The sequence below is a fragment of the Pseudomonas pisciculturae genome (genome assembly GCF_015461805.1).
Taxonomy (GTDB): Bacteria; Pseudomonadota; Gammaproteobacteria; order Pseudomonadales; family Pseudomonadaceae; genus Aquipseudomonas; species Aquipseudomonas pisciculturae.
Window position 1 is genome coordinate 208,067 of the sequence record NZ_JACVZE010000007.1, and the last position, 26,827, is coordinate 234,893.

Genomic DNA, 26,827 nt, shown 5'->3' on the forward strand with positions numbered 1-26,827 from the left:
GATGAACCTGTCTACGCCCCATCCACTGCAACCGTACTGGGACTTGGCGCTGTCTGCCGTAAGCGCTGATGCCCTGCGCATTGCGCTGGAATGGCAGGTGTTTGACCGCCTGTCGCGGCCCACCACGGCGGCTCTGATCGCGCAGCAACTGGAACTCGACCCCGCCAACACTGGTTTTTGGCTGGATACGCTGTGGAGCATGGGGTTGCTGGAGCGGGACACGCATCAGCCGCCGCAGTATCGAAACAAACCGGTGACCACCGATTACCTGCGCAGCGATTCGCCGGGGTATTGCGGTGACGCCTGGACCTTCCGCCTGCGTGGCCTGCGCCGCTTCGCCAGCCAACTGGGGGAGCAGGTGCGCGGCGGCCAGCCCGATAGCCAGCCCAGCGAAACCACCACCACCCAAGACAACTGGGCTGGCGCCGCGCGCGTGCAGATTGCCCAGGAGCAACGGGCGGTCACCGTCGACATGGCGTCACGCCTGATGGCGCGGGTGCCGGAGTTTGCGTCTGCCCGTCGTCTGCTGGACCTCGGTGGCGGGCCTGGTTTGGTGGCGATTGCCTTGGCACAGGACAACCCGCAGCTGTGCGGTGAAGTCTTCGATTTTGCGCCGGCGGTGGCCGTTGCGGCCGACAATATTCGTCGCGTGGGGCTGGAGCCGCGTCTGGTGGTGCGAGGCGGTGACCTGGCCTGCGACTCGATCGGCGAAGGCTACGACTTGATTTGGTGTTCTTCGGTGCTGCACTTCGTCCCGGACCTGGCGGCGACATTGGCCAAGATCCACGCGGCCTTGCGCCCCGGTGGCGTGCTGATCAGCGCCCATGCCGAGATCCCCGCCGATGCGCAGCGTGCACAGCGGGTGACGCCGTATTACCTGTCGATGCAGATGCTGGGCCGTCACGTCACCCGTGCCGGTGGTTTGCAGGCGGCCATGGAGCATGTGGGGTTCGTCGATATCGACAGCTACCCCGAAGTGGCCTTTGCCGTGGCGCCGGTGTCGGTGCTGGTGGCGCGTCGGAGTGGCGTATGAACCCTCGCGCATGGCGTCTGCAATTGCTGTTTGGCTGGTTGGGTTTTGTGCTGGTGGTGCCGAGTATTTATCTGCTACTCGGCTTGCCGTTGGTGATGCGCGAGCACGGCTGGTCCGGTACTGATATCGGCCTGTTCCAACTGGCCGGTTTGCCGGCGGTGTTCAAGTTTTTGCTGGCATTGCCCGTGCAGCGTTATCGCTTGCGGGGTGGGCATTACCGCACCTGGGCGATGGCGCTGTGCGTGTTGCTGGCGGTGTTGCTGGTGATGGTCAGCCAGCAGGCGATTACGGCCAATCGCCTGTACTTGTTTGGCCTGGCGTTTGCCGCGTCGGTGCTGGCGACGTGGGCGGATATTCCGGTTAACGCCTTGGCCATCAAGCTGCTGCCACGCTCCGAGCAAGTGCGCGCCGGTAGCGTGCGCTCGGTGGCGCTGTTTTTGGGCGCCATTGTCGGTGCGGGGGTGATGCTGCTGGTGCAAAACCGTTGGGGTTGGCAGGCGCCGTTCCTGCTGATGGCCGGCGGCTTGTTGCTGGCGTTGGTGCCCTTGGTCTGGCTGCGGGAGGGCGATATCTGCGAAGCAAGCCCGGCACCCGTATCCGCCGATTGGTCGGGTTACTTCCGCCAGCCCGGGGCCCGGCGGTGGACCTGGGTGTTGCTCAGCAGCTTTCCGTTTATCGGCGCGGCGTGGCTGTATCTCAAGCCGTTGTTGCTGGACCAGGGCATGCTCGCCCCGCACGTGGCGCTGATCGCCGGTGTGGGTGGCGGGGTGGTGGGGGCGCTGGCCAGTGTGCTGGGCGGCCGGGTGATCCAGCGCATCGGGCCGGGGCGGGCGATTCCGTGGTTTATGTTGGGCGCGTTGATTGCCTTGCTGGCAATGACCGCTGCGGTGGGCTTGCAGGCGGGGATGGTCTGGCTGGTGGGCGCCGCGTTCGTGCTAGCCTGCGCTATGGGGGCGGTCTCGACGTTGGTATTCGCCTTGATGATGTTGTTCTCCCGCGAACAGCGCCAAGCCGCCGACTACGGCTTGCAGGCCAGCCTGTTCGTGTTGACGCGCATGCTGGTGCCGGTGGCCGCCGGGGTGCTGTTGGACTACAGCGGCCACTTTGGCATGCTGGCCGGGCTGTCAGTGGCGATGGCCTTGGTGTGTGGTGTGGCATGGCTGGCCCGGCGTGCAGGGGGCACAGCCCAGGAGATCTATCTGAAGTAAGCAGATCAAAATGTGGGAGCGAGCAAGCCCGCTCCCACATTTGAACTGTGACCGACAAAAAAAGCCGGGCAACTTGACCCTGGCGCTTCACAACCGCCGCCCCAAACGCCAGATTTGGCTTTTGAATCGATTGGATATTCTGTAGCCTTGCGCAGCTTCTGTTTCACCCGTGCTTGATGAACAAAAACACTTCGTCCGGCGGCGCCCGAAGGGCTCCAGAGCCGGTGGTACACTCGACTTTCGCGCAACTGCGCCTGCAGGTCTTGCGAACATGACGCAAATTTCCGAACGCCTACTGGTTCAAGCCCACCTCGACGCCAAGCAGCCCAAGGCCCTTAGCGCCGACGAAGAGGCGAGCCTGCGTGCCGCCATTGCCGCCGAGCTCAAGGCTCAGGACGCGGTGTTGGTTGCCCACTTCTATTGCGACCCCGTCATTCAGGCCCTAGCCGAAGAAACCGGCGGCTGTGTTTCCGACTCCCTGGAAATGGCCCGCTTCGGCGCCGCCCACCCGGCCAAGACCGTACTGGTCGCCGGCGTGCGCTTCATGGGCGAGACCGCCAAGATCCTGACTCCCGAAAAACGCATCCTCATGCCCACCCTGGAAGCCACCTGCTCCCTGGACCTGGGTTGCCCGGTGGATGAGTTTTCGGCATTTTGCGACCAGCATCCAGAGCGCACCGTGGTGGTGTATGCCAACACCTCGGCGGCGGTCAAAGCCCGGGCCGATTGGGTGGTGACATCAAGCTGCGCCCTGGAAATCGTCGAAAGCCTGATGGACAACGGCGAGACCATCATCTGGGGCCCGGACAAGCACCTGGGCACCTACATTCAGCGCCAGACCGGTGCCGACATGCTGCTGTGGGATGGGGCGTGCATCGTTCACGAAGAGTTCAAGTCCAAGCAGCTCGAAGACATGAAGGCGCTGTACCCGGACGCCGCGATCCTGGTGCACCCGGAGTCGCCGACGGCGGTGATCGAACTGGCCGACGCCGTGGGCTCCACCAGCCAACTGATTGCCGCGGCCCAGCGCTTGCCGAACAAGACATTCATTGTGGCCACCGACCGTGGCATCTTCTACAAGATGCAGCAGCTGTGCCCGGACAAGGTGTTTGTCGAAGCGCCCACCGCCGGCAACGGCGCCGCGTGCCGCAGTTGCGCGCACTGCCCGTGGATGGCGATGAACACGCTGGAGCGTACGTTGCAGTGCTTGCGTGAGGGCAGCAATGAGATCTTTGTTGAGCCATCGGTGATTCCGCAGGCGGTGCGGCCGCTTAAGCGGATGTTGGATTTCACCCAAGCTGCGCGGCTGAAGTTGGCGGGCAACGCCTGACTCAAGGCAGGCTCGGTAAAAAAATGTGGGAGGGGGCTTGCTCCCGATAGCAGTTGAACATTCAACATCTCTGTTGGCTGACACACTGCAATCGGGAGCAAGTCGAATCGTCGCACCGCCCCTCCCACATTTAGATCTTCATTGTTCTGAAGGTTACTTCTTTTGCTTCGGGATTCGCACCAACTGCGTATCCGAATAGATGTCATGCCAACTGCGCTTTTGCTTATCAAACAGCGACCAGACAAACCCCAGCCCCACGCACAACCACGACGCAATCGACACCACAAAACGCAGCAGCGCCTGCCACAGGCTGATGCGCGAGCCGTCGGCGTTCTGCACGCGTACGCCCCACACCTGCATGCCCAGGGTCTGCCCGGAGTGGGTCCAGAACTTGGCGAAGAAGCCAAACAGCACAAACAGCAGAATCGTTGACAGCAACGGGTCGCCGTCCAGCGCGCCAGACTCGGTAAGGGTGCGCATCTTGGCTTCACCCACGAACGCGATCCACACCAGCTTGTAGATGAATGCGGTGACGATCAGCAGGGCGGTGCACAACAGGAAATCGTAGAACATCGCTGCCAGACGACGACCCAGCCCAACGGCGGGAAATTCGCCCTGGGGGCTCAGCAGGGGTTTGGACATGGCAGGGGTCTCTGGAGAAAAACCCATAGTACGAAATAACGGGCATAAAAAAGCCCCTGATGTCATATCAGGGGCTTTTTGTCGCAGTTGGGATCAGCCTTGCGCTTCTACTTGATCCGCTTGCATGCCTTTTTGGCCTTGTACGGCAACGAAAGTCACTTTCTGGCCTTCTTTCAGGCTCTTGAAGCCATTGCCTTGAATAGCGCGGAAATGCACGAACAGATCCGGACCGCTTTCTGGAGTGATAAAACCAAACCCTTTCTCGTCGTTAAACCACTTGACGGTACCGCTCTGACGATCTGACATTTTCTTCTTTCCTTTGACGCTAAAAATTAATGACAGTCTCTTCCAAATGAAAGAGTACTGGGCTGGGTTGCAGGAAAGTAAGAGACGTCGAACGGGTTGTAGCAAAACCACTTTAGCTACTGCCCAGGTCCAGGTTCAAAGCGACCCATGCAAACACAGTGGGCAAACTCTACGCCAACTACCAGAGAAAAAACAAGCCCTGTAAAAAGCCCAGTATTTGCTCGGCTTCATGACACTTTGGTCAACAATTCGTATAGGGCTTATTCGATAGAGTTGATCACTTGTTATAGGTTGATCCCGTAAACAACGACTATCGATACTGCACTGTTTTATGGCGGTTGCGTTACAAATTAGTGCGCGTAACGCAACCACGTTACTTATAGGAACAGTGACTCAGCCACGATAGTAACGTTGTGGCACAAATGGCATTTTACTTACACGAAGTGGCACCTTTTTCCCACGCACCAACGCAGACACTTCGGTATCCAGGGCGATAAATGCGCTGTCCAGGTAACCCATGGCCAGTGGGCCACCCAGGCTCGGGCCAAAGCCGCCGCTGCACACGCTGCCGATCACGGTGCCGTGTTCGTCGACAATCTCTGCGCCTTCACGTACCGGGGTGCGCTCCTGTGGTAACAGGCCAACACGCTTACGGCCAACACCGGCTTGTTGTTGGGTGAAGATGCGGTCGGCACCCGGGAAGCCACCGGCACGCGCACCGTCTGCACGGCGGGCCTTGGAGATCGCCCACAGCAGGCTTGCTTCAATCGGCGTGGTGTCGGTGTTCATGTCGTGGCCATAGAGGCACAGGCCGGCTTCCAGGCGCAGGGAGTCGCGGGCGCCCAGGCCGATGGCTTGTACTTCGGTTTCGGCCAGCAGGCTGCGGGCCAGGCTTTCGGCGTTGGCGGCGGGCACGGAGATTTCAAAGCCGTCTTCGCCGGTGTAGCCCGAACGGCTGACGTAGCAGTCCACACCCAGCAGGCGCAGGGTGGCGAACTGCATGAAGGTCATCTTGGTCACTTCCGGTGCCAGGCGCGCCAGCACCTTCACTGCGGCCGGGCCTTGCAGGGCGAGCAGGGCGCGTTCTTCAAACAGCGGCTCGATGCTGCATTGGTCGCCGATATGTTGGCGCAGGTGGGCCAGGTCCTGGTCCTTGCAGGCGGCGTTGACCACCAGGAACAGCTCGTCGTTACCCAGGTTGGCCACCATCAGGTCGTCGAGGATACCGCCCTGGTCATTGGTGAACATCGCGTAGCGCTGCATGCCCACCGGTAGGTCGATGATATCCACCGGCACCAGGGTTTCCAGGGCCTTGGCGGCATTCGCGCCGGTCAGGCGGATCTGGCCCATGTGGGACACATCGAACAGCCCGGCCTGCTCACGGGTGTGCAGGTGTTCCTTCATCACGCCCAGTGGGTATTGCACCGGCATGTCATAGCCGGCGAAGGGCACCATGCGTGCGCCGAGTTCGAGGTGCAGGGCGTGCAGAGGGGTTTTCAACAGGGTTTCGGTGGACATATTCAGCTCCTGAAAAACGTGCTGGCGCGCCGTTGGGCGTCAGCACTCGATAATGTTGACCGCCAAGCCGCCTCGGGCGGTTTCTTTGTATTTGCTTTTCATGTCGGCGCCGGTCTGGCGCATGGTGCGGATGACCTTATCCAGCGAAACGAAGTGTTGTCCGTCGCCACGTAACGCCATGCGCACCGCATTGATGGCTTTCACCGAGCCCATCGCGTTGCGTTCGATGCAGGGCACCTGCACCAGCCCGCCAATCGGGTCGCAGGTGAGGCCGAGGTTGTGTTCCATGCCGATCTCGGCGGCGTTTTCCACTTGGGACACCGTGCCGCCCAACACCTCGCACAAGGCGCCGGCGGCCATGGAACAGGCCACGCCGACTTCGCCCTGGCAACCGACTTCGGCGCCGGAGATCGATGCGTTTTCTTTGTACAAAATGCCGATGGCGGCGGCGGTGAGCAGAAAGCGCACCACGCCGTCTTCGTTCGCGCCGGGAATAAAGCGCATGTAGTAATGCAGCACCGCCGGCACGATCCCGGCCGCACCATTAGTGGGCGCGGTGACCACGCGCCCGCCGTTGGCATTTTCTTCATTGACGGCCAGGGCGTAGAGGTTGACCCAATCGAGCACCGACAGTGGGTCGCGCAGTGCCGATTCCGGGTGTTTGCACAGTTGGCGGTGCAGGGCGGCCGCACGCCGCTTGACCTTCAAACCGCCGGGCAAGATCCCTTCATTGCGACAGCCCGCATCCACGCAGTCTTGCATCACCTGCCAGATTTTCAGCAGCCCGGCGCGGGTTTCCGCCTCGGGGCGCCAGGCGCTTTCATTGGTCAACATGACCTGGCTGATGGACAGCCCATAGGTGCTGCAATGGTTGAGCAAGTCCTTGCCGTGCTTGAACGGGAAGGTCAGCGGCGTGGCGTCTTCAACGATGCGGTCGGCCCCGGCCGCATCTTCATCCACCACAAAACCACCGCCGACCGAGTAGTACTCACGGCTGCGGATCTGGATATTGGCGGCGTCGAAGGCACGAAAGATCATGCCGTTGGGATGGTAGGCGAGGGGTTTGCGAATCATCGCCAGGTGTTCTTTCTCGTTGAACACAATGCTGTGCTCACCGAGCAAATTCAGGCGGCCGTCCTTGCGCATTTGCGCCAGGCGCGTGGCCACGGTTTCGGTATTCACGGTGTCCGGGTGTTCGCCTTCCAGGCCCAGCAACACGGCCTTGTCGCTGCCGTGGCCTTTGCCGGTGGCGCCCAGCGAGCCATAGAGCTCCACCTTGACGCAGGTGGTGGTGCCCAGCAGGTTATCGCGCTTGAGGCCTTCGACGAATCGGGCAGCGGCGCGCATCGGGCCGACGGTGTGGGAACTGGAGGGGCCGATGCCAATCTTGAACAGGTCGAACACGCTTAAGGACATGAGTTGTTCTCCGGTTTCTTATTATTTTCTGAAGGTCGACTCGGTTATGTGTGGGAGGGGGCTTGCTCCCGATAGCAGTGTGTCAGTCAACAGAGATGTTGAATGTTCAGCCGCTATCGGGAGCAAGCCCCCTCCCACAGGGGACCAAGTTGACCTTTAAGTTATGCGTAGCTCTCGATGGAAGGGCACGCACACACCAGGTTGCGATCACCAAACACGTTGTCCACTCGCCCAACCGGCGGCCAGTATTTGCCTTCGATCAACGATGGCACCGGGTACACCGCTTGCTCGCGGGTGTACGGGTGTGTCCACTCGCTCACCAGTTCCGCTGCCGTGTGTGGCGCGTTTTTCAGCGGGTTGTCGTCCTTGTCCAAGGTGCCGTTTTCCACCGCGCGGATTTCTTCGCGGATGGCGATCATGGCGTTACAGAAGCGGTCCAGTTCTTCCTTGGATTCGCTTTCGGTCGGCTCGATCATCAAGGTGCCGGCCACCGGGAACGACATGGTCGGTGCATGGAAGCCAAAGTCGATCAGGCGCTTGGCCACGTCATCCACGCTGATGCCGCTGCTGTCTTTCAGCGGGCGCAGGTCGAGGATGCATTCGTGGGCCACCAGGCCGTTACTGCCGGTGTAGAGCACGGGGTAGTGCTCTTCGAGGCGACGGGAAATGTAGTTGGCATTCAAAATCGCCAGTTGCGAAGCGCGCTTGAGGCCCGCGCCGCCCATCATGCTGATGTACATCCAGGTGATCGGCAAAATGCTCGCGCTGCCAAATGGCGCCGCGCACACCGCGCCTTCCTTGCGTTCCATGGCCGCGTGGCCTGGCAGGAACGGCGTGAGGTGCGACTTGACGCCAATCGGGCCAACGCCCGGGCCGCCACCGCCGTGGGGGATGCAGAAGGTCTTGTGCAGGTTCAGGTGGGACACGTCGCCACCGAACTTGCCCGGTGCGCACAGGCCCACCATGGCGTTCATGTTGGCGCCGTCGATGTACACCTGGCCGCCGTTGTCGTGAATGATGCCGCAGATTTCGCGGATACCTTCTTCGAACACGCCGTGGGTGGACGGGTAGGTGATCATCAGTGCGGCGAGGTGGTCGCGGTGCTCGATGGCCTTGGCGCGCAGGTCTTCGATGTCCACGTTGCCACGCGCGTCGCACGCGGTGACGACAACGCGCATGCCGGCCATGTTGGCGGTGGCTGGGTTAGTGCCGTGGGCCGACGATGGGATCAGGCAGATGTCGCGGCGCTCATCGCCTCGGCTCTGGTGATAGGCACGAATCGCCAGCAGCCCGGCGTACTCGCCTTGGGAGCCGGCGTTTGGTTGCAGGGAGATCGCGTCATAACCGGTGGCCGCGCAGAGCATGGCTTCGAGGTCCGAGGTCAGCTCCAGGTAACCGGCGCTTTGCTCTGCCGGGGCGAACGGGTGCAGGGCGCCGAACTCGGCCCAGGTCACCGGGATCATTTCGCTGGCGGCGTTGAGCTTCATGGTGCACGAGCCCAGCGGGATCATGGTGCGGTCCAGCGCCAGGTCCTTGTCGGCCAGTTTGCGCAGGTAGCGCATCAGCTCGGTTTCGGAGTGATAGCGGTTGAACACCGGGTGGCTCAGGACGGGCGACTGACGCAGCAGGGCGGCTGGCAGTGTGGCGTCGACCTTGGCATTGAAATCCGGCAGGGTTTTGTCGCCCGCGAATATCGCCCACAGGGTTTCGATATCGGCCTGGGTGGTGGTTTCGTCCACCGACACACCAAGACGCTCGCCGTCTACGACACGCAGGTTGATGCGCTGGGCGCGGGCCTTGTCGTGCAGGGCGGCGGTGTTGGCGCCGGTGTTCAGGGTAATGGTGTCGAAGAAGTTGGCTTGCTCGACCTTGAAGCCCAAGGTGGTCAGGCCGTTGGCCAAAATAGCGGTGAGCTGATGCACACGCTTCGCGATCTGGGTCAGGCCTTTGGGGCCGTGGTACACGGCATACATGCTGGCGATGTTGGCCAGCAGCACCTGGGCGGTGCAGATGTTGGATGTGGCTTTCTCGCGGCGGATATGTTGCTCGCGGGTCTGCATGGCCAGGCGCAGGGCCGGCTTGCCGAAACGGTCAACCGACACACCCACCAGACGGCCCGGCATGTCGCGCTTGAATGCATCCTTGGTGGAGAAGTACGCCGCGTGCGGGCCACCAAAGCCCAGTGGCACGCCGAAGCGTTGCGCGCTGCCGATGGCCACGTCGGCGCCGAACTCACCCGGTGGGGTCAGCAGGGTGAGGGCAAGCAGGTCGGCGGCCACGGCCACCAGGGCATTGGCGGCGTGGAAGCGCTCGGTCAGTTCGCGGTAGTCGAACACATCACCGTTGCTGGCCGGGTATTGCAGCAGGGCGCCGAAGAACGGGCTGACGTCGGTCAGCTCACGCTCATCGCCTACCACCACTTCAATGCCCAACGGCTCGGCACGGGTGCGCAGCACGTCGAGGGTTTGCGGGTGGCTGTGGACCGAGGCGAAGAAGGCGTTGCTGCCCTTGTTCTTGCTCAGGCGCTTGCAGAAGGTCATGGCTTCGGCAGCGGCGGTGGCTTCGTCGAGCAGGGAGGCGTTGGCGATCGGCAGGCCGGTGAGGTCGCTGATCAGGGTCTGGAAGTTGAGCAACGCTTCCAGACGGCCTTGGGAAATTTCTGGCTGGTACGGGGTGTAGGCGGTGTACCAGGCCGGGTTTTCCAGCAGGTTGCGCAGGATCGGCGACGGCGTGTGGCAGTTGTAATAGCCCTGGCCGATGTAGGTCTTGAACAGTTGGTTCTTGCCGGCGATGGCCTTGATTTTGGCCAGGGCCTCGGCTTCGCTCAGGCCGTCTTCGAGGCCGAGCACGCTGGTGCCCTTGATGCTTTCCGGGATCACGCTGGCGCTCAAGGCTTCCAGGGAGTCAAAACCGAGGCTGGCGAGCATTTGTTGCTCATCTTCCTGGCGCGGGCCGATGTGGCGGGCGATGAATTCGTTGGCGGTGCTGATGTTAACGGTCATTGCGCGCTCCTCAAGCTTCAGCGTTGGCTTTGATCAGGCGGTCGTACGCGTCCTGATCCAACAGTTTAGCTACCGCCTCGGCATCGGCCGGTTTAAAGCGGAAGAACCAGCCTTCGCCCATCGGGTCTTCATTGACCAACTCCGGGCTGTCGCTCAGTTTGTCGTTCACTTGCAGCACTTCGCCTGTCAGGGGCATGTACACGCCGCTGGCGGCTTTGACCGATTCCACGGTGGACGCCTCGGCGCCCTTGTCGTAGGCCTGCAACTCCGGCAGTTGCACGAAAACCACATCACCCAGCGCGTTCTGCGCGAAAGCGGTGATACCCACGGTGACGCTGCCGTCAGCTTCGGCGCGCAGCCATTCGTGATCTTCAGTGAAACGCAACTCGCTCATGGAAACTCCTCGGGGCCAGATTCGTCTGGTGGGCAAATAATGGGGAGTTACTTAGCAAGATCGCGGCCAAGGTTGTTAAACCCTTGTAAATCAAGGGTTTGGTGAAAATGGTTATAGGCTTATGCCCAAGAGCTGTAGCGATTTCGCTACAGTTGGGCGCATGAAAAAAAGCCTATGTGGATCAAAGCCTTGCATGGCGCGCAAAAAACAGGGTTGTAGCGATATCGTTACGCTGTAGCGCTATCGGTACAGCCGATGTCGTTCTCAGACCAAAAGTCCCAATGCAGTCAATGTTTGGAATGCATACCAATGTGGGAGGGGCGGTGCGACGATTCGACTTGCCCCCGATTGCGGTGTGTCAGTCAACTCATGTTCAACTGACCCACTGCTATCGGGGGCAAGTCGAATCGTCGCACCGCCCCTCCCACATTTGGATCTCCATTCATCCTGGCAGTCAGGGTTTGTTGGGAATGCCGTACTTGCGCAGGCGATGAGCAATCGCCGTGTGGGAGGTCTGCAACCGGCTGGCCAGTTGGCGCGTCGAGGGATAGCTGGCGTAGAGCTTCTCCAGCAGGCTGCGCTCGAAGTCTTCCACGGCCTGTTCCAGGCTATCGACTTCGTTATCGCTTTGGCGCGCCACCGAGGTGCCGGCGATGTCGAGGTCGCCGATGTCCACCAGGTTGCTCTCGCAGATGGCGGCAGCGCGGAAGATCACGTTTTGCAACTGGCGCACATTGCCCGGCCACGGGTTGCCCAGCAGCGCCGGGTAGGTGCCGGGCGCCAGGCGGCAGACCGGGCGCTGGATCTGCGCGCAGGCTTGCTGCATGAAATAGCGGGCCAGCAGCAGGATGTCCTGGCCACGTTGACGCAGCGGCGGCACTTCGACGTTGAGCACGTTGAGGCGGTAGAACAGGTCTTCGCGAAAGGTGCCCTCACTGACCATCTTTTCCAGGTCGCGGTGGGTGGCGCTGAGGATGCGCACGTTGACCTTAACTTCACGGTCGCCACCCACGCGACGGAAACTGCCGTCATTGAGAAAGCGCAGCAGCTTGGCCTGCAAATACGGCGACATTTCGCCGATTTCATCGAGGAATACTGTGCCCTGGTTGGCGAGTTCCATCAGGCCCGGTTTACCGCCGCGCTGGGCGCCGGTAAACGCGCCGGGGGCGTAACCGAACAACTCGCTTTCGGCGAGGTTCTCCGGCAACGCCGCGCAGTTCAACGCCAAAAACGGCGCACTGTGCCGCGCACTGCTGGCATGGCAGGCGCGGGCTACCAGTTCTTTGCCGGTGCCGGTTTCACCCTGGATCAACAGTGGCGCATCCAGCGCCGCGACCCTCTGCGCACGCGCCTTGAGGGTGCGAATCACCGGCGATTCGCCGAGCAGCGCATCAAAGCCTTCGGCATGGTCATGGTGCAGCGCCGACAATTGTTCGCCGATCCGATTGGGTTGGTACAGGGTCAGCAAGGCGCCGGCGTCAGTAATCGGCGTGGCGTCCAGCAGCAGGGTTTGGCCGTTGACGCTGATCTCCCGCAGCGGCAAGCGGAAACCTTGCTCCAGCAAGGTGGCCAGCAATGCTGGGTCGTTAAACAGTTCGCTGATGCTTTCCCCGGCAGGTTCGCGGCCGTAGAGGGCGATCAGCGCCGGGTTGGCCAGTAGGATCTTGCCCGCGCTGTCCAGGGCCAGCACCGGGTCGGTCATGGCAGCGAGCAGGGCGTCGAGTTGCAGGTGGCGGCGTTGGCCGGGGAGGATGTCGACCACCGTCACTGCTTGTACGCCGTGCACGCTGAACAACGCATCGCGCAGTTCTTCGAGCACCTCGGCACTCAGGGTTGGCGCGTCGATATAGACGTTGGGCGGCACCATCTCCACTGCATCCAGGTTGAGATTGCGCCCACCGAGCAGGGCCAGGACTTCCTGGGTGATGCCGACGCGGTCGATGAAGCTGACGTGGATACGCATGGGGTGGATCTTGATTCTGGAGGGGCAGAGGCGGCAAGTATGCCTTGCAGGCGATGGAGATCAAAATGTGGGAGGGGGCTTGCCCCCGATTGCGGTGTGTCAGTCAGTCAATCTGTAGCTGATGCACCGCCATCGGGGGCAAGCCCCCTCCCACATTTTGAACAATGTTGTGTCAGTTACTCCAAGTGCTCAGGCTTGATCGGATCCCCCGATTTCACATCCAACTGATGCCGCACGTCCTCAAACATCAAGTCGTACTGCTTGTGCATCTGGCCGTTAAGCACCGCGATTTTCGGCATGCCGTACTTCTGCGCGATGTTCATCGCATGCCGGGCAAAGTCGAACGCCTGGTCCTTGGGCAAGAAGAACTCTTCCTTGAGGTCTTTGCCCTGTACCGAGCCGTGCAGCTTGAAGAGCATCCCCTTGCCTTCCTTGGGGTCCTGGCTGACTTCATAGTCAATGCACAGGTTGTAGCTGTAGTCCTGGGCATTGAGCGCATGACGTTCGACGTGCATGTGTCCCGGTTCAAAGGTGGCCATAGGCGTCTCTCCTCTACTTCACAGATAGGTGATACCAGGTTTTGCCGTGCTGATGCGCGTACCGGCGCTGCCCTGGACGATGGCTTCGATGTCCGAGAGTGAACCGATGACTGCGGTTTTGCCAGTGGCGCGGGCGAACTCGCAGGCGGCTTGCACCTTGGGGCCCATGGAGCCGGCGGCGAAGCCGAGTTTTTCGATTTCATCCGGGTGGGCCTGGCCGATGGCTTTTTGGGTGGGCTTGCCGTAGTCGATAAAGGCCGCGTTGACGTCGGTGGCGATCACCAGCAAGTCGGCCTTCAGTTGCCCGGCGAGCAGGGAGGAACACAGGTCTTTATCGATCACGGCCTCGATGCCTCGCAGCTTGCCGTCCTCGCCGTACATCGTTGGGATACCGCCGCCACCGGCGCAGATCACGATGCTGCCTTTTTCCAACAGCCAGGAGATCGGGCGAATTTCAAAAATGCGTTTCGGGCGTGGGCTGGCAACGACGCGACGGTATTTATCGCCGTCCGGCGCAATGGCCCAGCCTTTTTCGGCGGCGAGTTTCTCGGCTTCGGCCTTGGCATACACCGGGCCGATGGGCTTGGTGGGGTTCTTGAAGGCCGGGTCGTTGGCGTCCACTTCCACTTGGGTGAGCAGGGTGGCGAAAGGCACTTCGAAATCCAGCAGGTTGCCCAGTTCCTGTTCGATGATGTAGCCGATCATGCCTTCGGTTTCCGCGCCGAGCACGTCCAGCGGGTAGGGCGATACCTGGGTGTAGGCCGCCGCCTGCAACGACAGCAGGCCGACCTGCGGGCCATTGCCGTGGGCGATCACCAGCTCGTTGCCGGGGTGGATCTTGGCGATCTGTTCGGTGGCGACGCGGATATTGGCGCGTTGGTTGTCCGCGGTCATGGGTTCACCACGGCGGAGCAGGGCGTTACCGCCCAGGGCTACGACGATGCGCATAGCATTTGTCCTTCTAAAAATACGGATGAAGGAACACGGTCAATGTGGGAGCCGGGCTTGCCCGCGATGGCGGCATGTCAGTCAGCATTATTGTCGACTGATGTACCGCCATCGCAGGCAAGCCAGCTCCCACATTGACCGTGTTGAATCAGTGGGAGCTATGTTGGGTTACAAGTCGGCGAGGGTCGAAACCAAAATCGCCTTGATGGTATGCATGCGATTCTCCGCCTGCTCAAAGGCGATACACGCCGGCGACTCGAACACGTCGTCAGTCACTTCAATGCCATTGGCCAGGTGCGGATACTGCTCGGCAATCTGCTTGCCGATCTTGGTATCGCTGTTATGGAACGCCGGCAGGCAGTGCATGAACTTGGTGCGCGCATTGCCGGTGGCCTTCATCAACTCGGCGTTCACTTGGTACGGCAGCAGTTGCTCGATACGCTCGGCCCAGGCTTCCACCGGCTCGCCCATCGACACCCACACGTCGGTGTGGATGAAGTCCACGCCCTTGACCGCCGCTTTCGGGTCTTCGGTGAGGGTGATGCGTGCGCCACTTTCTTCCGCGTATTTTTTGCAGCGGCCTACCAGGTCATCGTGAGGCCACAGGGCCTTTGGCGCGCAGATGCGCACGTCCATGCCCAGCTTGGCGCCCACCAGCAGCAGCGAGTTGCCCATGTTGTTGCGGGCGTCACCCAGGTAGGCGTAGCTGATCTCGTGGATCGGCTTGTCGGCGTGTTCACGCATGGTCAGCACGTCGGCGATCATTTGGGTGGGGTGGTATTCATCGGTCAGGCCATTGAATACCGGCACGCCGGCAAACTTGGCCAGTTCTTCGACGATTTCCTGCTTGAAGCCACGGTATTCGATGGCGTCGTACATGCGCCCCAGTACCCGGGCGGTGTCTTTCATGCTTTCTTTGTGGCCGATCTGCGAGGAGCCCGGGTCGATGTAGGTGACATTGGCGCCTTGGTCATAGGCCGCGACTTCAAAGGCGCATCGGGTGCGTGTAGAGGTTTTTTCGAAGATCAGCGCAATGTTGTTGCCCTTTAGGTGTTGCTGTTCGGTGCCGGTGTACTTGGCGCGCTTGAGGTCGCGGGACAGGTCCAGCAGGTAGCGCAGCTCGCGCGGGGTGTGGTGTTCCAGGCTAAGCAGGCTGCGGTTGTGGATGTTGAACGCCATGATGATTCTCCTTGGATTCGGTAATCGGCCCGGTCGGCGCGGGATATGCGCCGCCGGGTGGATGGTCGCTTAGTAGTCGATAGGGTCGCGGATGATCGGGCAGGTCATGCAGTGGCCGCCGCCACGCCCACGGCCGAGTTCACCGGCGCTGATGGTGATCACTTCCACACCGGCCTTGCGCAGCAGGGTGTTGGTGTAAGTGTTGCGGTCGTAACCGATCACCACGCCAGGCTCCACGGCCACCACGTTGTTGCCGTCGTCCCACTGCTCGCGCTCGGCGGCGAAGGCGTTGCCGCCGGTTTCCACCACGCGCAGGGCCTTGAGACCGAGGGCGGCGGCGACGGTGTCGAGGAAGTTGCTTTTCTCCCGTTGGATGTCGATGCCGTGGGGTTTGCTTTCGTCAGGGCGCAGGGTGAACGCGACGATCTGGTTGACCACTTCGGGGAAGATGGTGACGAGGTCGCGGTCGCAGAAGCTGAATACGGTGTCCAGGTGCATCGCGGCGCGGGATTTCGGCAGGCCGGCGACGATCACTTTCTCCACTGCCTTGTTCTTGAACAGGTTGCGCGCCAGTTGGCCGATCGCTTGGTGGGACGAGCGTTCGCCCATACCGATCAAGACCACGCCGTTGCCAATCGGCATCACATCGCCGCCTTCCAGGGTGGAAGCGCCGTGTTCTTCGTCGGGGTTGCCGTACCAGATTTCGAAATCAGCGTTGGTGAACTCGGGGTGGAACTTGTAGATGGCGGTGGTCAGCAGGGTTTCCTGGCGTCGCGCCGGCCAGTACATCGGGTTCAGCGTCACGCCGCCGTAGATCCAGCAGGTGGTGTCACGGGTGAACTGGGTGTTGGGCAGCGGCGGCAGGATGAAGCTGGCGTGGCCGAGGAAGTCGCGGAACATCTCGATGGTCTTGCCGCCGAATTGGCTCGGCAGGTCATCGGCCGACACGCCACCGATGAGGAACTCGGCGGTCTTGCGCGGCTCCAGGCTGCGCAGCCATGAGCCGACTTCATTGACCAGGCCCAGGCCAACGGTGTTGGCGGTGATCTTGCGCTCCAGGATCCAGTCCAGCGCTTCGGGGATGGCAACGATGTCGGTGAGCAGGTTGTGCATTTCCAGCACATCAATATCCCGCTCGCGCATCTTGGTCACGAAGTCGAAGTGGTCACGCTTGGCCTGGGCCACCCACAGCACATCATCGAACAGCAGCTCATCGCAGTTGTTGGGGGTCAGCCGCTGGTGGGCCAAGCCTGGGGAGCACACCATGACTTTGCGCAGCTTGCCGGCTTCGGAATGTACGCCGTATTTCACTTTTTCCGTGGTCATTACTTATCCTCCAAGGAACATCAATTACAGAGTCAGGAAGCCGTCGTAGAGCCCATAGGCCGCCACCAGGGCGCCAATGACCACTGCGGCGAAGATCAACTTCTCGACATTGGTGAAAATCGGTTTGCCCAGTTCACGCTTGGCCTTGGCGAACAAAATCGCGCCGGGGGCGTAGAGCAGGGCGGAGAGCAGCAGGTATTTGGTGCCGCCGGCGTAGAGCAGCCAGATCGCGTAGATCAGGGCGATGGCGCCGATGAACAGGTCTTTTTTGCGCTCTTTCAGGGCGTTTTCGTAAGTTTCGCCGCGCACTGCCAACAGCAGGGCGTAGGCCGCCGACCACAGGTAAGGCACCAGGATCATCGAGGTGGCGAGGTAGATCAGCGACAGGTAGGTGCTGGCAGAGAACAGCGTGATGATCAGGAACAGCTGCACCATCGCGTTGGTCAGCCACAGGGCGTTGACCGGCACGTGGTTGGCGTTTTCCTTGCGCAGGAACTCCGGCATGGTGTGGTCTTTTGCGGCAGCGAACATGATCTCTGCACACAACAGCACCCATGACAGCAGTGCCCCCAGCAACGAAATGATCAAGCCAACGCTGATCAGCACCGCGCCCCAGTGGCCAACCACATGCTCCAGCACGGCGGCCATCGATGGGTTCTGTAGCTTGGCCAGTTCCGGTTGGGTCATGATCCCCAGGGACAGCACGTTCACCAGCATCAAGAACAGCAGCACGGTGATAAAGCCGATCACAGTGGCCTTGCCCACGTCGGAGCGTTTTTCGGCACGGGACGAGAAGATGCTCGCGCCCTCGATACCGATAAACACCCAGACGGTGACCAGCATCATGTTACGCACCTGGTTCATCACGCTGCCCAGGTCGGGGTTTTTCACGCCCCAGATGTCGGCGGTGAAAATCTCCAGCTTGAACGCGAACAGGGCGATCAACACGAACAGCACCAGCGGCACTACCTTGGCGACGGTGGTCACCAGGTTGATGAATGCTGCTTCCTTGATCCCGCGCAGTACCAGGAAGTGCACGGCCCATAGCAGCGCGGACGCGCCGATCACCGCCGCCGGCGTGTTGCCTTCGCCGAAGACTGGGAAGAAATAGCCGAGGGTGCTGAACAGCAACACGAAGTAACCGACGTTGCCCAGCCAGGCACTGATCCAGTAACCCCAAGCCGATGAGAAGCCCATGTAATCGCCAAAGCCGGCCTTGGCGTAGGCGTATACACCGCCGTCGAGGTTGGGTTTGCGGTTGGCGAGGGTCTGGAACACGAACGCGAGGGTCAACATGCCGATGGCGGTAATGACCCAACCAATCAATACCGCGCCGACATCGGCGCTGGCCGCCATGTTTTGTGGCAGAGAGAAGATCCCGCCGCCAATCATCGAGCCCACGACAAGTGCAACCAGCGCACCCAGCTTAAGTTTTCCGGGAGTTTCAGACATTGCGTGACTCCAATGCAGGAGAAGAGAGACCACAGAATAATTCCGTGCGCTAGACAAACAGCTGACTCAGATCACTTCATTGGCACATTCCATTGTGAATTAATGACTTAGGTTGGAAACTCGTGGGCGATAAAAGTCCTCGGAGAGCCGCGATACAGAGGCGTCTCCCCCTTGTGGTTAATCATTTAGTCAGGTCTATGGACGATTGAAGCTAGACCGTATTTTCGGATGTGCAAACTTTTTGATCGATGTTTCACTCAAGCGCCATAAAGTTTTATAAAGGCGCTCTATTTAAAATTTAAATAAGCCTAAACTTCAAATTTTGATAGGCCGTTAGGTTATTAATCTGCGTGTTTTATCGCCTTCTCTAATAAACGCTACACTCGTTGGGTAAATTAGTTGAGTGCACGGTTGTCAGCTCAAACGATCAAATATTCAGGAGTCTTCATGCCCCAGCTCGCCCCGAAACTTCGACTCAGCGCCCTGATCGCCCTGGTGGTCGGCTCGATGATCGGCGGCGGGATCTTCTCTCTGCCGCAAAACATGGCCGCACGTGCCGAGGTGGGCGCTGTGCTGATCGGTTGGGGGATTACCGCCGTGGGTATGCTGACCCTCGCGTTTGTGTTCCAGACCCTGGCCAATCGCAAACCCGAACTGGATTCCGGGGTATATGCCTACGCCAAGGCGGGTTTTGGCGATTACATGGGCTTTTCATCGGCCTGGGGCTACTGGATCAGCGCGTGGATGGGCAATGTTGGTTACTTCGTGTTGCTATTCAGTACGCTCGGCTATTTTTTTCCCGTGTTCGGCGAGGGCAATACGCCGGTGGCTATCGGCTGCGCATCGCTGCTGCTGTGGGCCGTGCATTTTTTGGTGATGCGCGGGATCAAGGAGGCGGCGTTCATCAACCAGATCACCACCGTGGCGAAGATCGTGCCGTTGCTGATGTTTATCGTGATCGCCGCCGTGGCCTTCAAGGCCGATGTCTTCACGCGGGATATCTGGGGGCTGGGCAACCCTGAACTAGGTGACGTGGTGGACCAGGTGCGCAACATGATGCTGGTCACTGTGTTTGTGTTTATCGGCATCGAAGGCGCCAGCGTGTATTCGGCGCGGGCCGAGAAACGCTCGGATGTTGGGCGGGCGACGGTGATTGGTTTTCTTGGTGTGCTGGCGCTTCTGGTACTGGTGAATGTGTTGTCCCTGGGCGTCATGAGCCAGCCGGAACTGGCCGGCTTGCAAAACCCTTCTTTGGCGGGCGTGCTGGAACATATCGTCGGGCCCTGGGGCGCTATCGCGATCAGCATCGGTCTGGCGGTGTCGTTGCTTGGCGCCTTGCTGTCTTGGGCGCTGCTCTGTGCTGAAATCCTCTATGCCACCGCCAGAGACAAAACCATGCCGGCGTTCCTGAAGAAGGAAAACGTCAACCAGGTGCCGGTTAATGCGTTGTGGCTGACCAACGTGATGATCCAGCTCTTCTTGGTGATCACGTTGTTTTCCCACAGCACCTACACCACGTTGATCTATTTGGCCTCATCGATGATTTTGGTGCCGTACCTGTGGTCGGCGGCCTACGCGGTGTTGTTGAGCGGGCGTGGCGAAACCTACGAGGGCGCCCAAGGCCAGCGCATGAAGGATTTGCTGGTGGGGCTGATTGCCCTGGGGTATGCGGTGTGGTTGCTGTATGCCGGCGGGTTGAAGTATTTGCTGCTGTCGGCGCTGTTGTATGCGCCTGGGGTGATTTTGTTTGCCTTGGCCAAGCGTGAGCAGGGGATGCCGTTGTTTACCCACATGGAGAAGGGGATTTTCAGCGGTGTGATTGTGGGGGCGGGGTTGGCGGCGTATGGGTTGTACAGTGGGTTTTTGACCCTGTGAAAGGGTTGGCTGTACGGGCCTCATCGCAGGCAAGCCAGCTCCCACAGGGTGACCGCATTTCAACGGATGTACTCAGTCAACTGTGGGAGCTGGCTTGCCTGCGATAGCGGCCTTCAGGTCACCACTGAGCCCGATGCGAGCCCAACTCCCCGGCCGGCAGATCCCACTGCAACGGCGTGCCGCTGATGGTCAGTGGTGGCAGCAGCCGGTGGGCCTGCCCCCAGGCGGTCTGTTCCACTAGCAAGCCTTGATCACCCGGTTCCTCGGTCCTCAGTGACGGTTGTTCGGGAACCTGCCCGCCCTCCACCAACAACGTCGCCGTGCGTGCCAACGATAACCGCGCCGACCCGCCACGCCCGGTTTTCAATCGCTCGCTCAATGCTTGAATCGCGCTGGCGGCCATCAGATACCCGGTGGCGTGATCCAGCGCCTGCAACGGCAGCGGCACGGGTTTGTCTGCTTTTTGCCAAGCCTGGCCTGCGTCGGCAATCCCGCTGCTCATCTGCACCAGGCTGTCAAAGCCTCGGCGATTACGCCACGGGCCGCTCCAGCCATAGGCGTTGAGACTTACATCGATCAGGCCGGGGGCGAGGGCTTGCAGGGCGCTGGCGGTGTAGCCCAGTTGTTCAAGGGCATCGGCGCGGTAGCCGTGGAACAGAATGTCGGCGTCCTTGAGCAGGCTTTCGAACACCTGTCGGCCCTCGGGGCTTTTCAGGTCGAGGCGGGCGCAGCGTTTGCCGAGGGTCATCTCCGGCACCACGCCGGGCTCATTCCAGGTGGGTGAGTCGATGCGCAGTACATCGGCGCCCAGCCCTGCGAGGAAGCGACTGGCCACGGGGCCGGCCAATACGCGGGTCAAGTCCAACACCTTGATTCCAGCAAGCGGGCGGGCCACCGTGCCGAGCCAGGGTTTGTCGGTGGTGGTTTCAACGGTCTGGCGCTGCACCAGTGGTTCGGCATTCACCGCCAAGCCCTGGGGGTGAGCTTGCCAGGCCTGCCATGAGCGCATCTGGGCGGCGCAACCGCCGGCATCGACAATCGCCTGTTCCAGGTCGGCAGCGTTCCAAGTGGCGACTTTACTGGCCATTTCGGCACGGTCGGCGACCTTGCCCAGTACGCTTTCGGCGGCTGCGCGATGGTGGGGCGCGTTGGTGTGCAAGCGAATCCAGCCGTCGGCGCTGGCGTAGTCGCCGGCGACCGGGTCCCACAGGGGCGGCACTTGCCAGCCCACCGGGCGAATCGAGGACGAAAACCAGACGGAGGCGAGGCGTCGGTCCACGCTGACGTTGGGCAGGCGCCCGGTCTGCTGCTGGATCAACTGGGCCACGGCTTGGCCGGCAGCGCCGATGCTGGCGCTGGCCAGTTCGGTGACGGCAAAGGTCGAGGGCAGGGCACCGACTTCGGTCAGGGTAAGCGGGGTGTGGGGTAAATCGAGTGCGGCTTGGATGGGTGTCAGCAGGTCAGTCATCAAAGGCCCTCCGTAAGAGAAGGGCCACTATAGAAGATCATCAGGCCGGTGTGACAACCCCAGGCTCCAATGGCAGGTCGATGCTGGCGATAAAACCGCCGTCTGGATGGTTGGCCAGGATCAGGCTGCCGCCATGGCGTTCGGCGGCGCGGCGCGCAATTGCCAGGCCAAGGCCGTGACCCTGTGCAGTCTGGCCAGGGGCGCGGTAGAAGGGTTCACCCAATTGGCTCAGGTGTTCGGCTTCGACCCCGGGGCCGTGGTCGCGCACGCTGATAAGGATTCGGTCGCCCGTGCGCTGGGCCTGGAGTTCAATCGCCTGGTTTGGCGGGTTGAAACGCTGGGCATTGCGCAGCAGGTTGTCCACCGCCCGTTCGATCATGGTCGGCCAGCCCTTGAGGTGCAGGCCGGCTTCGGCGCTCAGTTGCACCACTTGGTCGGGCGCGCTGAGCTGGGCGTCTTTTTGCAAGGTCTTGAGCAGCGGGTTGAGGTCAATGTCTTCGGCGCTGGCGTTGTCGGCGTCGACGCGCGCCAGTACCAGGATTTCGCTGATCAAGGCTTCCAGGCGATCACATTCACGGGTCAGGCGCGGCCAGAGTTTTTCGCGCTCCTCGGGGCCGGCGCGTTCGGCCAACGCCAAGGCGATGCGCAGGCGGGCCAAGGGTGAGCGCAGTTCGTGAGAAACGTCGCGCAGCAACTGGCGCTGGCTGCCGATCAGGCTTTGCAGGCGCGCGCCCATGCGGTTGAAGTCGGTGGCGAGCACGCCGAACTCATCGCGACGGTTGGCCAGCCGGGCCAGGCTGTTTTGCTGGTAGGTGGCCTGGCCGAGGTCATGCACCGCGCCGCGCAAGCGGCTGAGCGGGCGGGTGATCGAGAGCGTCACCAGTAGGCTGAACAGGGTCAGTACTACCAGCGCAATCGCCAGTGCACTCAACGGCCACAGCAGGCTGCTGCGGTGCCACGCATCCAGCTCTGGGTGGGGGATGCGGTAGATCAGCAGGTAGGTGTCACCGGTTTTATCGCTGGTGTATTCGGCGGTCAAACGGCGCCAGGGCAGGTGGCCGTCCTTGCTGTCGTTTTGCCGCGCTTCAAAAGCGGCGGAGCGACGGGGGAACGTGCCGCGTACCACCGGCTCGCCGCTTTCGTTCAGCACTTGCACGTCGATGTGGTATTGGCGTTTGCGCTGTTGCAGCAAGTCCTGAGCGGCGTCTTCGCCCTGGGTTTCGTAGAGCTGGGCCCATTCTTCAGGGAGGTTGGCGAGGCCGGGGTGGCGGCTGAGAATCCAGCCGTCCTGGTTGAGCATATGCCCCAGCAGGATCGACAACCCGGCAACCAGAGCGATAGCCAGCCAGAAGCTGGCCAGGATCCGCCAGAACAATGAACGCACAGGAAACCCTCAAACAGGAAAAGCCCAGTGGCGGGAAGCCACTGGGCTGGGAGCGTTAACGCGTGGGCATTATTGCGCTTTTTGCGGCTGTTGCGCTTTCCAGGCCTGGAATTCCTTCCATTCGGCGCGGCGCTGCTCTTGCTTCTTGACGATCTCGTCGAATTTTTTCTGCTGGTCAGGCTTCAGTACTGCGCGGATATCGGCCTGGGTTTTCTGTTTGCCGGCGGCGATCTCGTCCTGCATGGCTTTCTGCTCAGCCGCTGGCAGCTTGTCCAGGTACTTCTTGGTCAGGTCTTTGCGAGCGTGGAACTGGTCGCCCATCAGCTTGCCGATCTGCTGGCGCTGTTCGCGGCTCAGGTCCAACTGGCTGAAAGGGCCGCCTTTGCCACGCGAACCGTGTTCACCGCCGTGGCCCGGGCCACCCATCATGTGACCTTCCGGGCCGCCCATCGGGCCTGGGCCTTCTGGCATGGCAGCCATGGCAACGGTAGGCAGGGCAGCGGCGAACATCAAAGCGATTAGGGTCTTGCGCATGGTGATTCTCCTGTCTCTATTCCGGTGAGTCCGGATGTGAGTAGATTACGCAGAAGAAGGTCAGCGGCAGTCAGGGGAGCGTAAAGCTTGGGTAAAGAGGGTTTTGATCGAGGCTGACAAAACCCTTGAGATCAAGCAGGCCAAATATGGGAGCTGGCTTGCCTGCGATCGCGGTCTTTCAATCACATTGATGCTGGCTGACCCACTGCCATCGCAGGCAAGCCAGTTCCCACAGAGATTCTGCAGCGTGTTCAGAGGCTGTAGTAGTAGCCCCGGCTGCGCAGGGCCACGATCCGCGGCCGGCCATCCGGGTGCGGGCCGATCTTTTTGCGCAGGTTGCTGACGTGCATGTCCAGGCTGCGGTCGTAAAGGGTCAGCTTGCGGCCCAACGCGATCTGCGCCAGTTCCTGCTTATCCAGTGGCTCCCCAGGCTGACGCAGCAAGGCTTCCAGCAGGCGGCTTTCGGAAACGGTGAGGACGAACTCCTGCTCATCGATGCTCACCACGCCGCGCACGGGGCTAAAGCACAAATCGCCCAGCTCCATCTGCGTCGACACTGCCGCCGGGTGGCTGCGGCGCAATACCGCGCGCAGGCGGGCGGTCAATTCCCTAGGGTCGCAGGGCTTGGCCAGGTAGTCGTCGGCGCCCAGTTCCAGGCCGAGGATACGGTCCAGCGGCTCGCCCCGGGCCGACAGCATCAGCACCGGCAACTCCGGGTGGTCGTTGCGCAGTTGCTTGAGTAGCTCCAGGCCGCTGCCGTCGGGCAGCATCACATCGAGTACCACCGCTGCGGGGGCACTGTCAGCCAAAGCTTTACGTGCGCTCAAACCGTCATGGCAGGCGCGTACCTGGAAACCTTCCTGGCTCAACCAACTGGTCAGCAGCTCGCAGAGCTCCTGGTCATCATCTATCAGTAACAGCTCGCTCATGACTCACTCAATTTAGCCATTGTCGACGGCGACGGTGCCCACCGCTGGCGAAGATCCCGCACAGCAAGGCGATCAATGCGACGGCGCCGCCGGTGACAAACCACTGTTGTTGCTCGGTCAGCCATCGGGTCAAAGCACCGCCTTGTGTGTCTTTGAGTTGCTGGGCCAGGCGTTGGTTCTCTTGGCGAAGGCGACTCAGTTGGGCGCTTTCGCGAGCAGTGTCCGCACTTTGCAGTTGCTTGCCCAATTCTTCGCGCAGCCGTTCGCTTTCTTTCAAGCGTTGCTGCAATTCGGTGATCTGGCTGCCCGCACTCAACGACAGGGGCGTGGAATTGCCGGTGTTCGGGGTTTCTTCAGCGTGGGCAGTAGCCCCGATCATTAACACTGCCAACAGACACAACTGACGTAAGCGCATCGGAACTCCTGATTCCACACGAATATTCAGATCGTTGTCGGCAGGTTACCGAGAATAATGAGCAATTAGGAGTGTGCCGAACGTAATAGGTTCGACACATTCCAGCGTCAAGGCAGGACTTGCTTGAATGGCTTGATCACGACATCGGCGTAGACGCCAGCCGCGATGTAGGGGTCGGCCTTGGCCCAGGCCTGGGCGTCGGCCAGGGAGGCGAACTCGGCGACGATCAGGCTACCGGTGAAACCGGCGTCGCCCGGGTCGTTGCTGTCGACGGCCGGGTGTGGGCCAGCCAGCACGAGGCGGCCGTCTGCTTGCAGTTGCTTGAGGCGCTCGACATGGGCCGGGCGCACGCTCAGGCGTTTTTCCAGGGAGTTGGCAACGTCGGTGGCGATGATGGCGTAGAGCATGTCAGTCCTCGGTTTTTGGCGTAGTAGGGTCGGTGTCATGCAGATGGCGCGACAGGTAGATACCCTGGCCGACCAGGAACAATACGGTCATGCCCAGGCTGCCGAAAACCTTGAAGTCGACCCAGTAGCTCTGGAAGGTGAACGCCACGAACAGGTTGGCGGCGCCGCAGAAGATGAAAAAGATGATCCAGGCCACGTTCAGGCGCGTCCAGACCGGCTCCGGCAGGGTCAGTGCGTGGCCCATGATCCGCTTGATCAGCAGACGGTCGCCGATAAAGTGGCTGCCGATAAACGCCAGGGCAAACAACCAGTTCACCACCGGGGCTTTCCATTTAAGGAAGGTTTCGCTGTGGAAGGCCAGCGTCAGGCTGCCAAACACCAGGCACGCGACCAGGGTCAGCCATTGGCTTTTTTCCAGTTTGCGCTGGGAGATGAAGAGGGCGCCGTAGACCACGAGGGAGCTGACGATAAGCACGGCGGTGGCGCTGTAGATGCCCCCGAACGTCAGCTCATGACCGGCAACATCGATGACCCGAGGGTCGAGTTTGTAAACGATGAAAAACAGCAACAGCGGGATGAAGTCGATGAATTGTTTCACAGTAAGAGCCAGAAGCTGGATGTGGCGGCATAATAACAAACATCCTTGGTAGCGAAAGCGCCAGCTGACTTGAGGTTACACACTCCCGTGAATGTTGATTTGCACTGCCACAGCACGGCCTCCGACGGCGCCCTGGCGCCCGCGGTACTGGTTGCGCGTGCGTTTGAAAAAGGCGTGCGAGTCCTGGCGTTGACCGACCACGACACCCTCGAAGGCCTCGATGAAGCCCGTGAAGCCGCCCATTCACTGGGTATGCAGTTGGTCACGGGCGTGGAATTGTCCTGCACCTGGGGCGGCGCCACCATTCATGTGCTCGGCTACGGTTTCGATCAAAACGCCCCCGCGTTGGTGCAGGCTATCGCCAATTTGCACGATGGCCGCTGGCTGCGTTCCGAAGAAATCAGCCGCAAACTCAGCCTCAAAGGCATGCCCAACGCCCTGGAGGGTGCCCGCGCCATCCAGCAGGAACTCGGCGACAGCGGCAACGCCCCGGCCCGGCCGCACTTTGCCGACTGGATGGTGCGTGAAGGGTTTGTCAAAGACCGCGCCGAAGCCTTCCGCAAATGGCTGGGCGCCGGCAAGTTGGGCGACGTGAAGCAGCACTGGCCGACCCTGGAAGACACGGTCGCGACCCTGCGTGCCTCCGGGGCTTGGGTCAGCCTGGCCCACCCCTGGCATTACGATTTCACCCGCAGCAAGCGCCGCAAGCTGATCAGCGACTATATTGGAGCGGGTGGCCACGCGATCGAAGTGGTCAACGGGCACCAGCCCGCCGAACAGGTCGGCAGCCTGGCAATTCTTGCCCGCGAATTTGGTCTGCTGGTCAGCGCCGGCAGTGACTTTCATGGCCCAGGTGGGTGGTCCGAAATCGGCGAGTATCGCCAGGTACCTGAAGACCTGCCGCTCTTGTCGGGGCGATTCAAGCATGACCCCATTACTGCCACCGTCTGAACAGGTAGAA

At 61.0% G+C, this 26,827-nt stretch carries 24 protein-coding genes; 5 read left to right on the forward strand and 19 right to left on the reverse strand.

The window, feature by feature from the left end; genetic code table 11:
- The first annotated feature begins 1 nt into the window (after position 1).
- The 3 genes from ICY20_RS20010 to nadA all read left to right on the forward strand — a co-directional run bounded on the left by ICY20_RS20010 (position 2) and on the right by nadA (position 3,571).
- Positions 2-1,033 (forward strand): methyltransferase domain-containing protein, encoded by a 1,032-nt coding sequence (locus tag ICY20_RS20010; protein ID WP_194938418.1) that lies wholly within the window; start codon positions 2-4, stop codon positions 1,031-1,033.
- The gene (locus tag ICY20_RS20015) at positions 1,030-2,241 is read left to right on the forward strand and encodes an MFS transporter (protein WP_194938419.1); all 1,212 of its coding nucleotides are present in this window, start codon (positions 1,030-1,032) and stop codon (positions 2,239-2,241) included. The genes ICY20_RS20010 and ICY20_RS20015 overlap by 4 nt, the downstream gene beginning before the upstream one ends.
- Before the next feature lie 271 nt (positions 2,242-2,512).
- Complete coding sequence (gene nadA / locus ICY20_RS20020; RefSeq protein ID WP_159955586.1) at positions 2,513-3,571, forward strand: quinolinate synthase NadA; 1,059 nt, start codon at positions 2,513-2,515, stop codon at positions 3,569-3,571.
- Between the two features lie 153 nt (positions 3,572-3,724).
- Here nadA and ICY20_RS20025 read toward each other — a convergent pair whose 3' ends face one another.
- From ICY20_RS20025 to arcD (ICY20_RS20080), 12 genes are all read right to left on the reverse strand, one after another.
- Positions 3,725-4,213, reverse strand: a complete 489-nt coding sequence (locus tag ICY20_RS20025) for an RDD family protein (protein ID WP_159955588.1) — start codon at positions 4,211-4,213, stop codon at positions 3,725-3,727.
- Between the two features lie 93 nt (positions 4,214-4,306).
- Entirely contained in the window at positions 4,307-4,519 is a 213-nt protein-coding gene (locus ICY20_RS20030) for a cold-shock protein (protein ID WP_194938420.1), read from the reverse strand.
- 393 nt (positions 4,520-4,912) lie between these two features.
- Positions 4,913-6,037 (reverse strand): glycine cleavage system aminomethyltransferase GcvT, encoded by a 1,125-nt coding sequence (gene gcvT, locus ICY20_RS20035; protein ID WP_159955592.1) that lies wholly within the window; start codon positions 6,035-6,037, stop codon positions 4,913-4,915.
- Between the two features lie 39 nt (positions 6,038-6,076).
- Positions 6,077-7,453 carry an L-serine ammonia-lyase gene (locus ICY20_RS20040; RefSeq protein ID WP_159955594.1) on the reverse strand — a complete coding sequence of 459 codons (1,377 nt, stop codon included), beginning with the start codon at positions 7,451-7,453 and terminating at the stop codon, positions 6,077-6,079.
- 161 nt (positions 7,454-7,614) lie between these two features.
- Positions 7,615-10,455: an aminomethyl-transferring glycine dehydrogenase gene (gene gcvP / locus ICY20_RS20045; RefSeq protein WP_159955596.1), complete on the reverse strand. Its 2,841-nt coding sequence runs from the start codon at positions 10,453-10,455 to the stop codon at positions 7,615-7,617.
- A 10-nt stretch (positions 10,456-10,465) separates the two neighbouring features.
- Positions 10,466-10,849 carry a glycine cleavage system protein GcvH gene (gcvH, locus tag ICY20_RS20050; protein WP_159955599.1) on the reverse strand — a complete coding sequence of 128 codons (384 nt, stop codon included), beginning with the start codon at positions 10,847-10,849 and terminating at the stop codon, positions 10,466-10,468.
- A 454-nt stretch (positions 10,850-11,303) separates the two neighbouring features.
- Positions 11,304-12,812, reverse strand: a complete 1,509-nt coding sequence (locus tag ICY20_RS20055; protein WP_159955601.1) for a sigma-54-dependent transcriptional regulator — start codon at positions 12,810-12,812, stop codon at positions 11,304-11,306.
- Positions 12,813-12,988: 176 nt separating this feature from the next.
- Positions 12,989-13,351, reverse strand: coding sequence for a DUF5064 family protein (locus ICY20_RS20060; protein ID WP_194938421.1), 363 nt, complete (start codon positions 13,349-13,351; stop codon positions 12,989-12,991).
- An 18-nt stretch (positions 13,352-13,369) separates the two neighbouring features.
- Positions 13,370-14,299 (reverse strand): carbamate kinase, encoded by a 930-nt coding sequence (gene arcC / locus ICY20_RS20065; RefSeq protein ID WP_194938422.1) that lies wholly within the window; start codon positions 14,297-14,299, stop codon positions 13,370-13,372.
- Positions 14,300-14,467: 168 nt separating this feature from the next.
- A complete protein-coding gene (locus tag ICY20_RS20070) occupies positions 14,468-15,478 on the reverse strand; it encodes an ornithine carbamoyltransferase (RefSeq protein ID WP_159955607.1) in 1,011 nt (336 codons plus the stop codon).
- A gap of 69 nt (positions 15,479-15,547) precedes the next feature.
- Entirely contained in the window at positions 15,548-16,804 is a 1,257-nt protein-coding gene (gene arcA, locus ICY20_RS20075; RefSeq protein ID WP_159955609.1) for an arginine deiminase, read from the reverse strand.
- Between the two features lie 24 nt (positions 16,805-16,828).
- Positions 16,829-18,256 carry an arginine-ornithine antiporter gene (gene arcD / locus ICY20_RS20080; RefSeq protein WP_194938423.1) on the reverse strand — a complete coding sequence of 476 codons (1,428 nt, stop codon included), beginning with the start codon at positions 18,254-18,256 and terminating at the stop codon, positions 16,829-16,831.
- Positions 18,257-18,703: 447 nt separating this feature from the next.
- On the opposite strand from arcD (ICY20_RS20080), the gene arcD (ICY20_RS20085) reads away from it, so the two are divergent.
- Positions 18,704-20,131 (forward strand): arginine-ornithine antiporter, encoded by a 1,428-nt coding sequence (arcD, locus tag ICY20_RS20085; RefSeq protein ID WP_194938424.1) that lies wholly within the window; start codon positions 18,704-18,706, stop codon positions 20,129-20,131.
- A gap of 118 nt (positions 20,132-20,249) precedes the next feature.
- Here arcD (ICY20_RS20085) and ICY20_RS20090 read toward each other — a convergent pair whose 3' ends face one another.
- The 7 genes from ICY20_RS20090 to ICY20_RS20120 all read right to left on the reverse strand — a co-directional run bounded on the left by ICY20_RS20090 (position 20,250) and on the right by ICY20_RS20120 (position 25,866).
- A complete protein-coding gene (locus ICY20_RS20090; protein ID WP_194938425.1) occupies positions 20,250-21,599 on the reverse strand; it encodes a CoA transferase in 1,350 nt (449 codons plus the stop codon).
- Positions 21,600-21,639: 40 nt separating this feature from the next.
- Positions 21,640-22,983 carry a sensor histidine kinase gene (locus ICY20_RS20095; protein ID WP_159955617.1) on the reverse strand — a complete coding sequence of 448 codons (1,344 nt, stop codon included), beginning with the start codon at positions 22,981-22,983 and terminating at the stop codon, positions 21,640-21,642.
- 69 nt (positions 22,984-23,052) lie between these two features.
- Positions 23,053-23,517, reverse strand: a complete 465-nt coding sequence (locus tag ICY20_RS20100; RefSeq protein ID WP_159955619.1) for an LTXXQ domain protein — start codon at positions 23,515-23,517, stop codon at positions 23,053-23,055.
- Between the two features lie 251 nt (positions 23,518-23,768).
- Positions 23,769-24,446, reverse strand: coding sequence for a response regulator transcription factor (locus tag ICY20_RS20105; RefSeq protein WP_159955621.1), 678 nt, complete (start codon positions 24,444-24,446; stop codon positions 23,769-23,771).
- A gap of 7 nt (positions 24,447-24,453) precedes the next feature.
- Positions 24,454-24,861: a translation initiation factor 2 gene (locus ICY20_RS20110; protein ID WP_159955623.1), complete on the reverse strand. Its 408-nt coding sequence runs from the start codon at positions 24,859-24,861 to the stop codon at positions 24,454-24,456.
- Positions 24,862-24,968: 107 nt separating this feature from the next.
- Positions 24,969-25,268: a YciI family protein gene (locus ICY20_RS20115; protein WP_122488988.1), complete on the reverse strand. Its 300-nt coding sequence runs from the start codon at positions 25,266-25,268 to the stop codon at positions 24,969-24,971.
- A gap of 1 nt (position 25,269) precedes the next feature.
- On the reverse strand, positions 25,270-25,866 hold the full coding sequence (locus ICY20_RS20120; RefSeq protein WP_159955625.1) for a septation protein A: 597 nt from the start codon (positions 25,864-25,866) through the stop codon (positions 25,270-25,272).
- Positions 25,867-25,953: 87 nt separating this feature from the next.
- Here ICY20_RS20120 and ICY20_RS20125 point away from each other — a divergent pair, with 87 nt between their 5' ends.
- Positions 25,954-26,817, forward strand: a complete 864-nt coding sequence (locus ICY20_RS20125; RefSeq protein ID WP_159955627.1) for a PHP domain-containing protein — start codon at positions 25,954-25,956, stop codon at positions 26,815-26,817.
- Positions 26,818-26,827: the final 10 nt, after the last annotated feature.

Excerpts from the sequence above, each read along its gene's own strand:
- ICY20_RS20010 (WP_194938418.1), top strand. The coding sequence starts at position 2 with ATGAACCTGTCTACGCCCCATCCACTGCAACCGTACTGGGACTTGGCG.
- ICY20_RS20015 (WP_194938419.1), top strand. The coding sequence starts at position 1,030 with ATGAACCCTCGCGCATGGCGTCTGCAATTGCTGTTTGGCTGGTTGGGT.
- nadA (WP_159955586.1), top strand. The coding sequence starts at position 2,513 with ATGACGCAAATTTCCGAACGCCTACTGGTTCAAGCCCACCTCGACGCC.
- ICY20_RS20025 (WP_159955588.1), bottom strand. The coding sequence starts at position 4,213 with ATGTCCAAACCCCTGCTGAGCCCCCAGGGCGAATTTCCCGCCGTTGGG.
- ICY20_RS20030 (WP_194938420.1), bottom strand. The coding sequence starts at position 4,519 with ATGTCAGATCGTCAGAGCGGTACCGTCAAGTGGTTTAACGACGAGAAA.
- gcvT (WP_159955592.1), bottom strand. The coding sequence starts at position 6,037 with ATGTCCACCGAAACCCTGTTGAAAACCCCTCTGCACGCCCTGCACCTC.
- ICY20_RS20040 (WP_159955594.1), bottom strand. The coding sequence starts at position 7,453 with ATGTCCTTAAGCGTGTTCGACCTGTTCAAGATTGGCATCGGCCCCTCC.
- gcvP (WP_159955596.1), bottom strand. The coding sequence starts at position 10,455 with ATGACCGTTAACATCAGCACCGCCAACGAATTCATCGCCCGCCACATC.
- gcvH (WP_159955599.1), bottom strand. The coding sequence starts at position 10,849 with ATGAGCGAGTTGCGTTTCACTGAAGATCACGAATGGCTGCGCGCCGAA.
- ICY20_RS20055 (WP_159955601.1), bottom strand. The coding sequence starts at position 12,812 with ATGCGTATCCACGTCAGCTTCATCGACCGCGTCGGCATCACCCAGGAA.
- ICY20_RS20060 (WP_194938421.1), bottom strand. The coding sequence starts at position 13,351 with ATGGCCACCTTTGAACCGGGACACATGCACGTCGAACGTCATGCGCTC.
- arcC (WP_194938422.1), bottom strand. The coding sequence starts at position 14,299 with ATGCGCATCGTCGTAGCCCTGGGCGGTAACGCCCTGCTCCGCCGTGGT.
- ICY20_RS20070 (WP_159955607.1), bottom strand. The coding sequence starts at position 15,478 with ATGGCGTTCAACATCCACAACCGCAGCCTGCTTAGCCTGGAACACCAC.
- arcA (WP_159955609.1), bottom strand. The coding sequence starts at position 16,804 with ATGACCACGGAAAAAGTGAAATACGGCGTACATTCCGAAGCCGGCAAG.
- arcD (WP_194938423.1), bottom strand. The coding sequence starts at position 18,256 with ATGTCTGAAACTCCCGGAAAACTTAAGCTGGGTGCGCTGGTTGCACTT.
- arcD (WP_194938424.1), top strand. The coding sequence starts at position 18,704 with ATGCCCCAGCTCGCCCCGAAACTTCGACTCAGCGCCCTGATCGCCCTG.
- ICY20_RS20090 (WP_194938425.1), bottom strand. The coding sequence starts at position 21,599 with ATGACTGACCTGCTGACACCCATCCAAGCCGCACTCGATTTACCCCAC.
- ICY20_RS20100 (WP_159955619.1), bottom strand. The coding sequence starts at position 23,517 with ATGCGCAAGACCCTAATCGCTTTGATGTTCGCCGCTGCCCTGCCTACC.
- ICY20_RS20105 (WP_159955621.1), bottom strand. The coding sequence starts at position 24,446 with ATGAGCGAGCTGTTACTGATAGATGATGACCAGGAGCTCTGCGAGCTG.
- ICY20_RS20110 (WP_159955623.1), bottom strand. The coding sequence starts at position 24,861 with ATGCGCTTACGTCAGTTGTGTCTGTTGGCAGTGTTAATGATCGGGGCT.
- ICY20_RS20115 (WP_122488988.1), bottom strand. The coding sequence starts at position 25,268 with ATGCTCTACGCCATCATCGCCACCGACGTTGCCAACTCCCTGGAAAAA.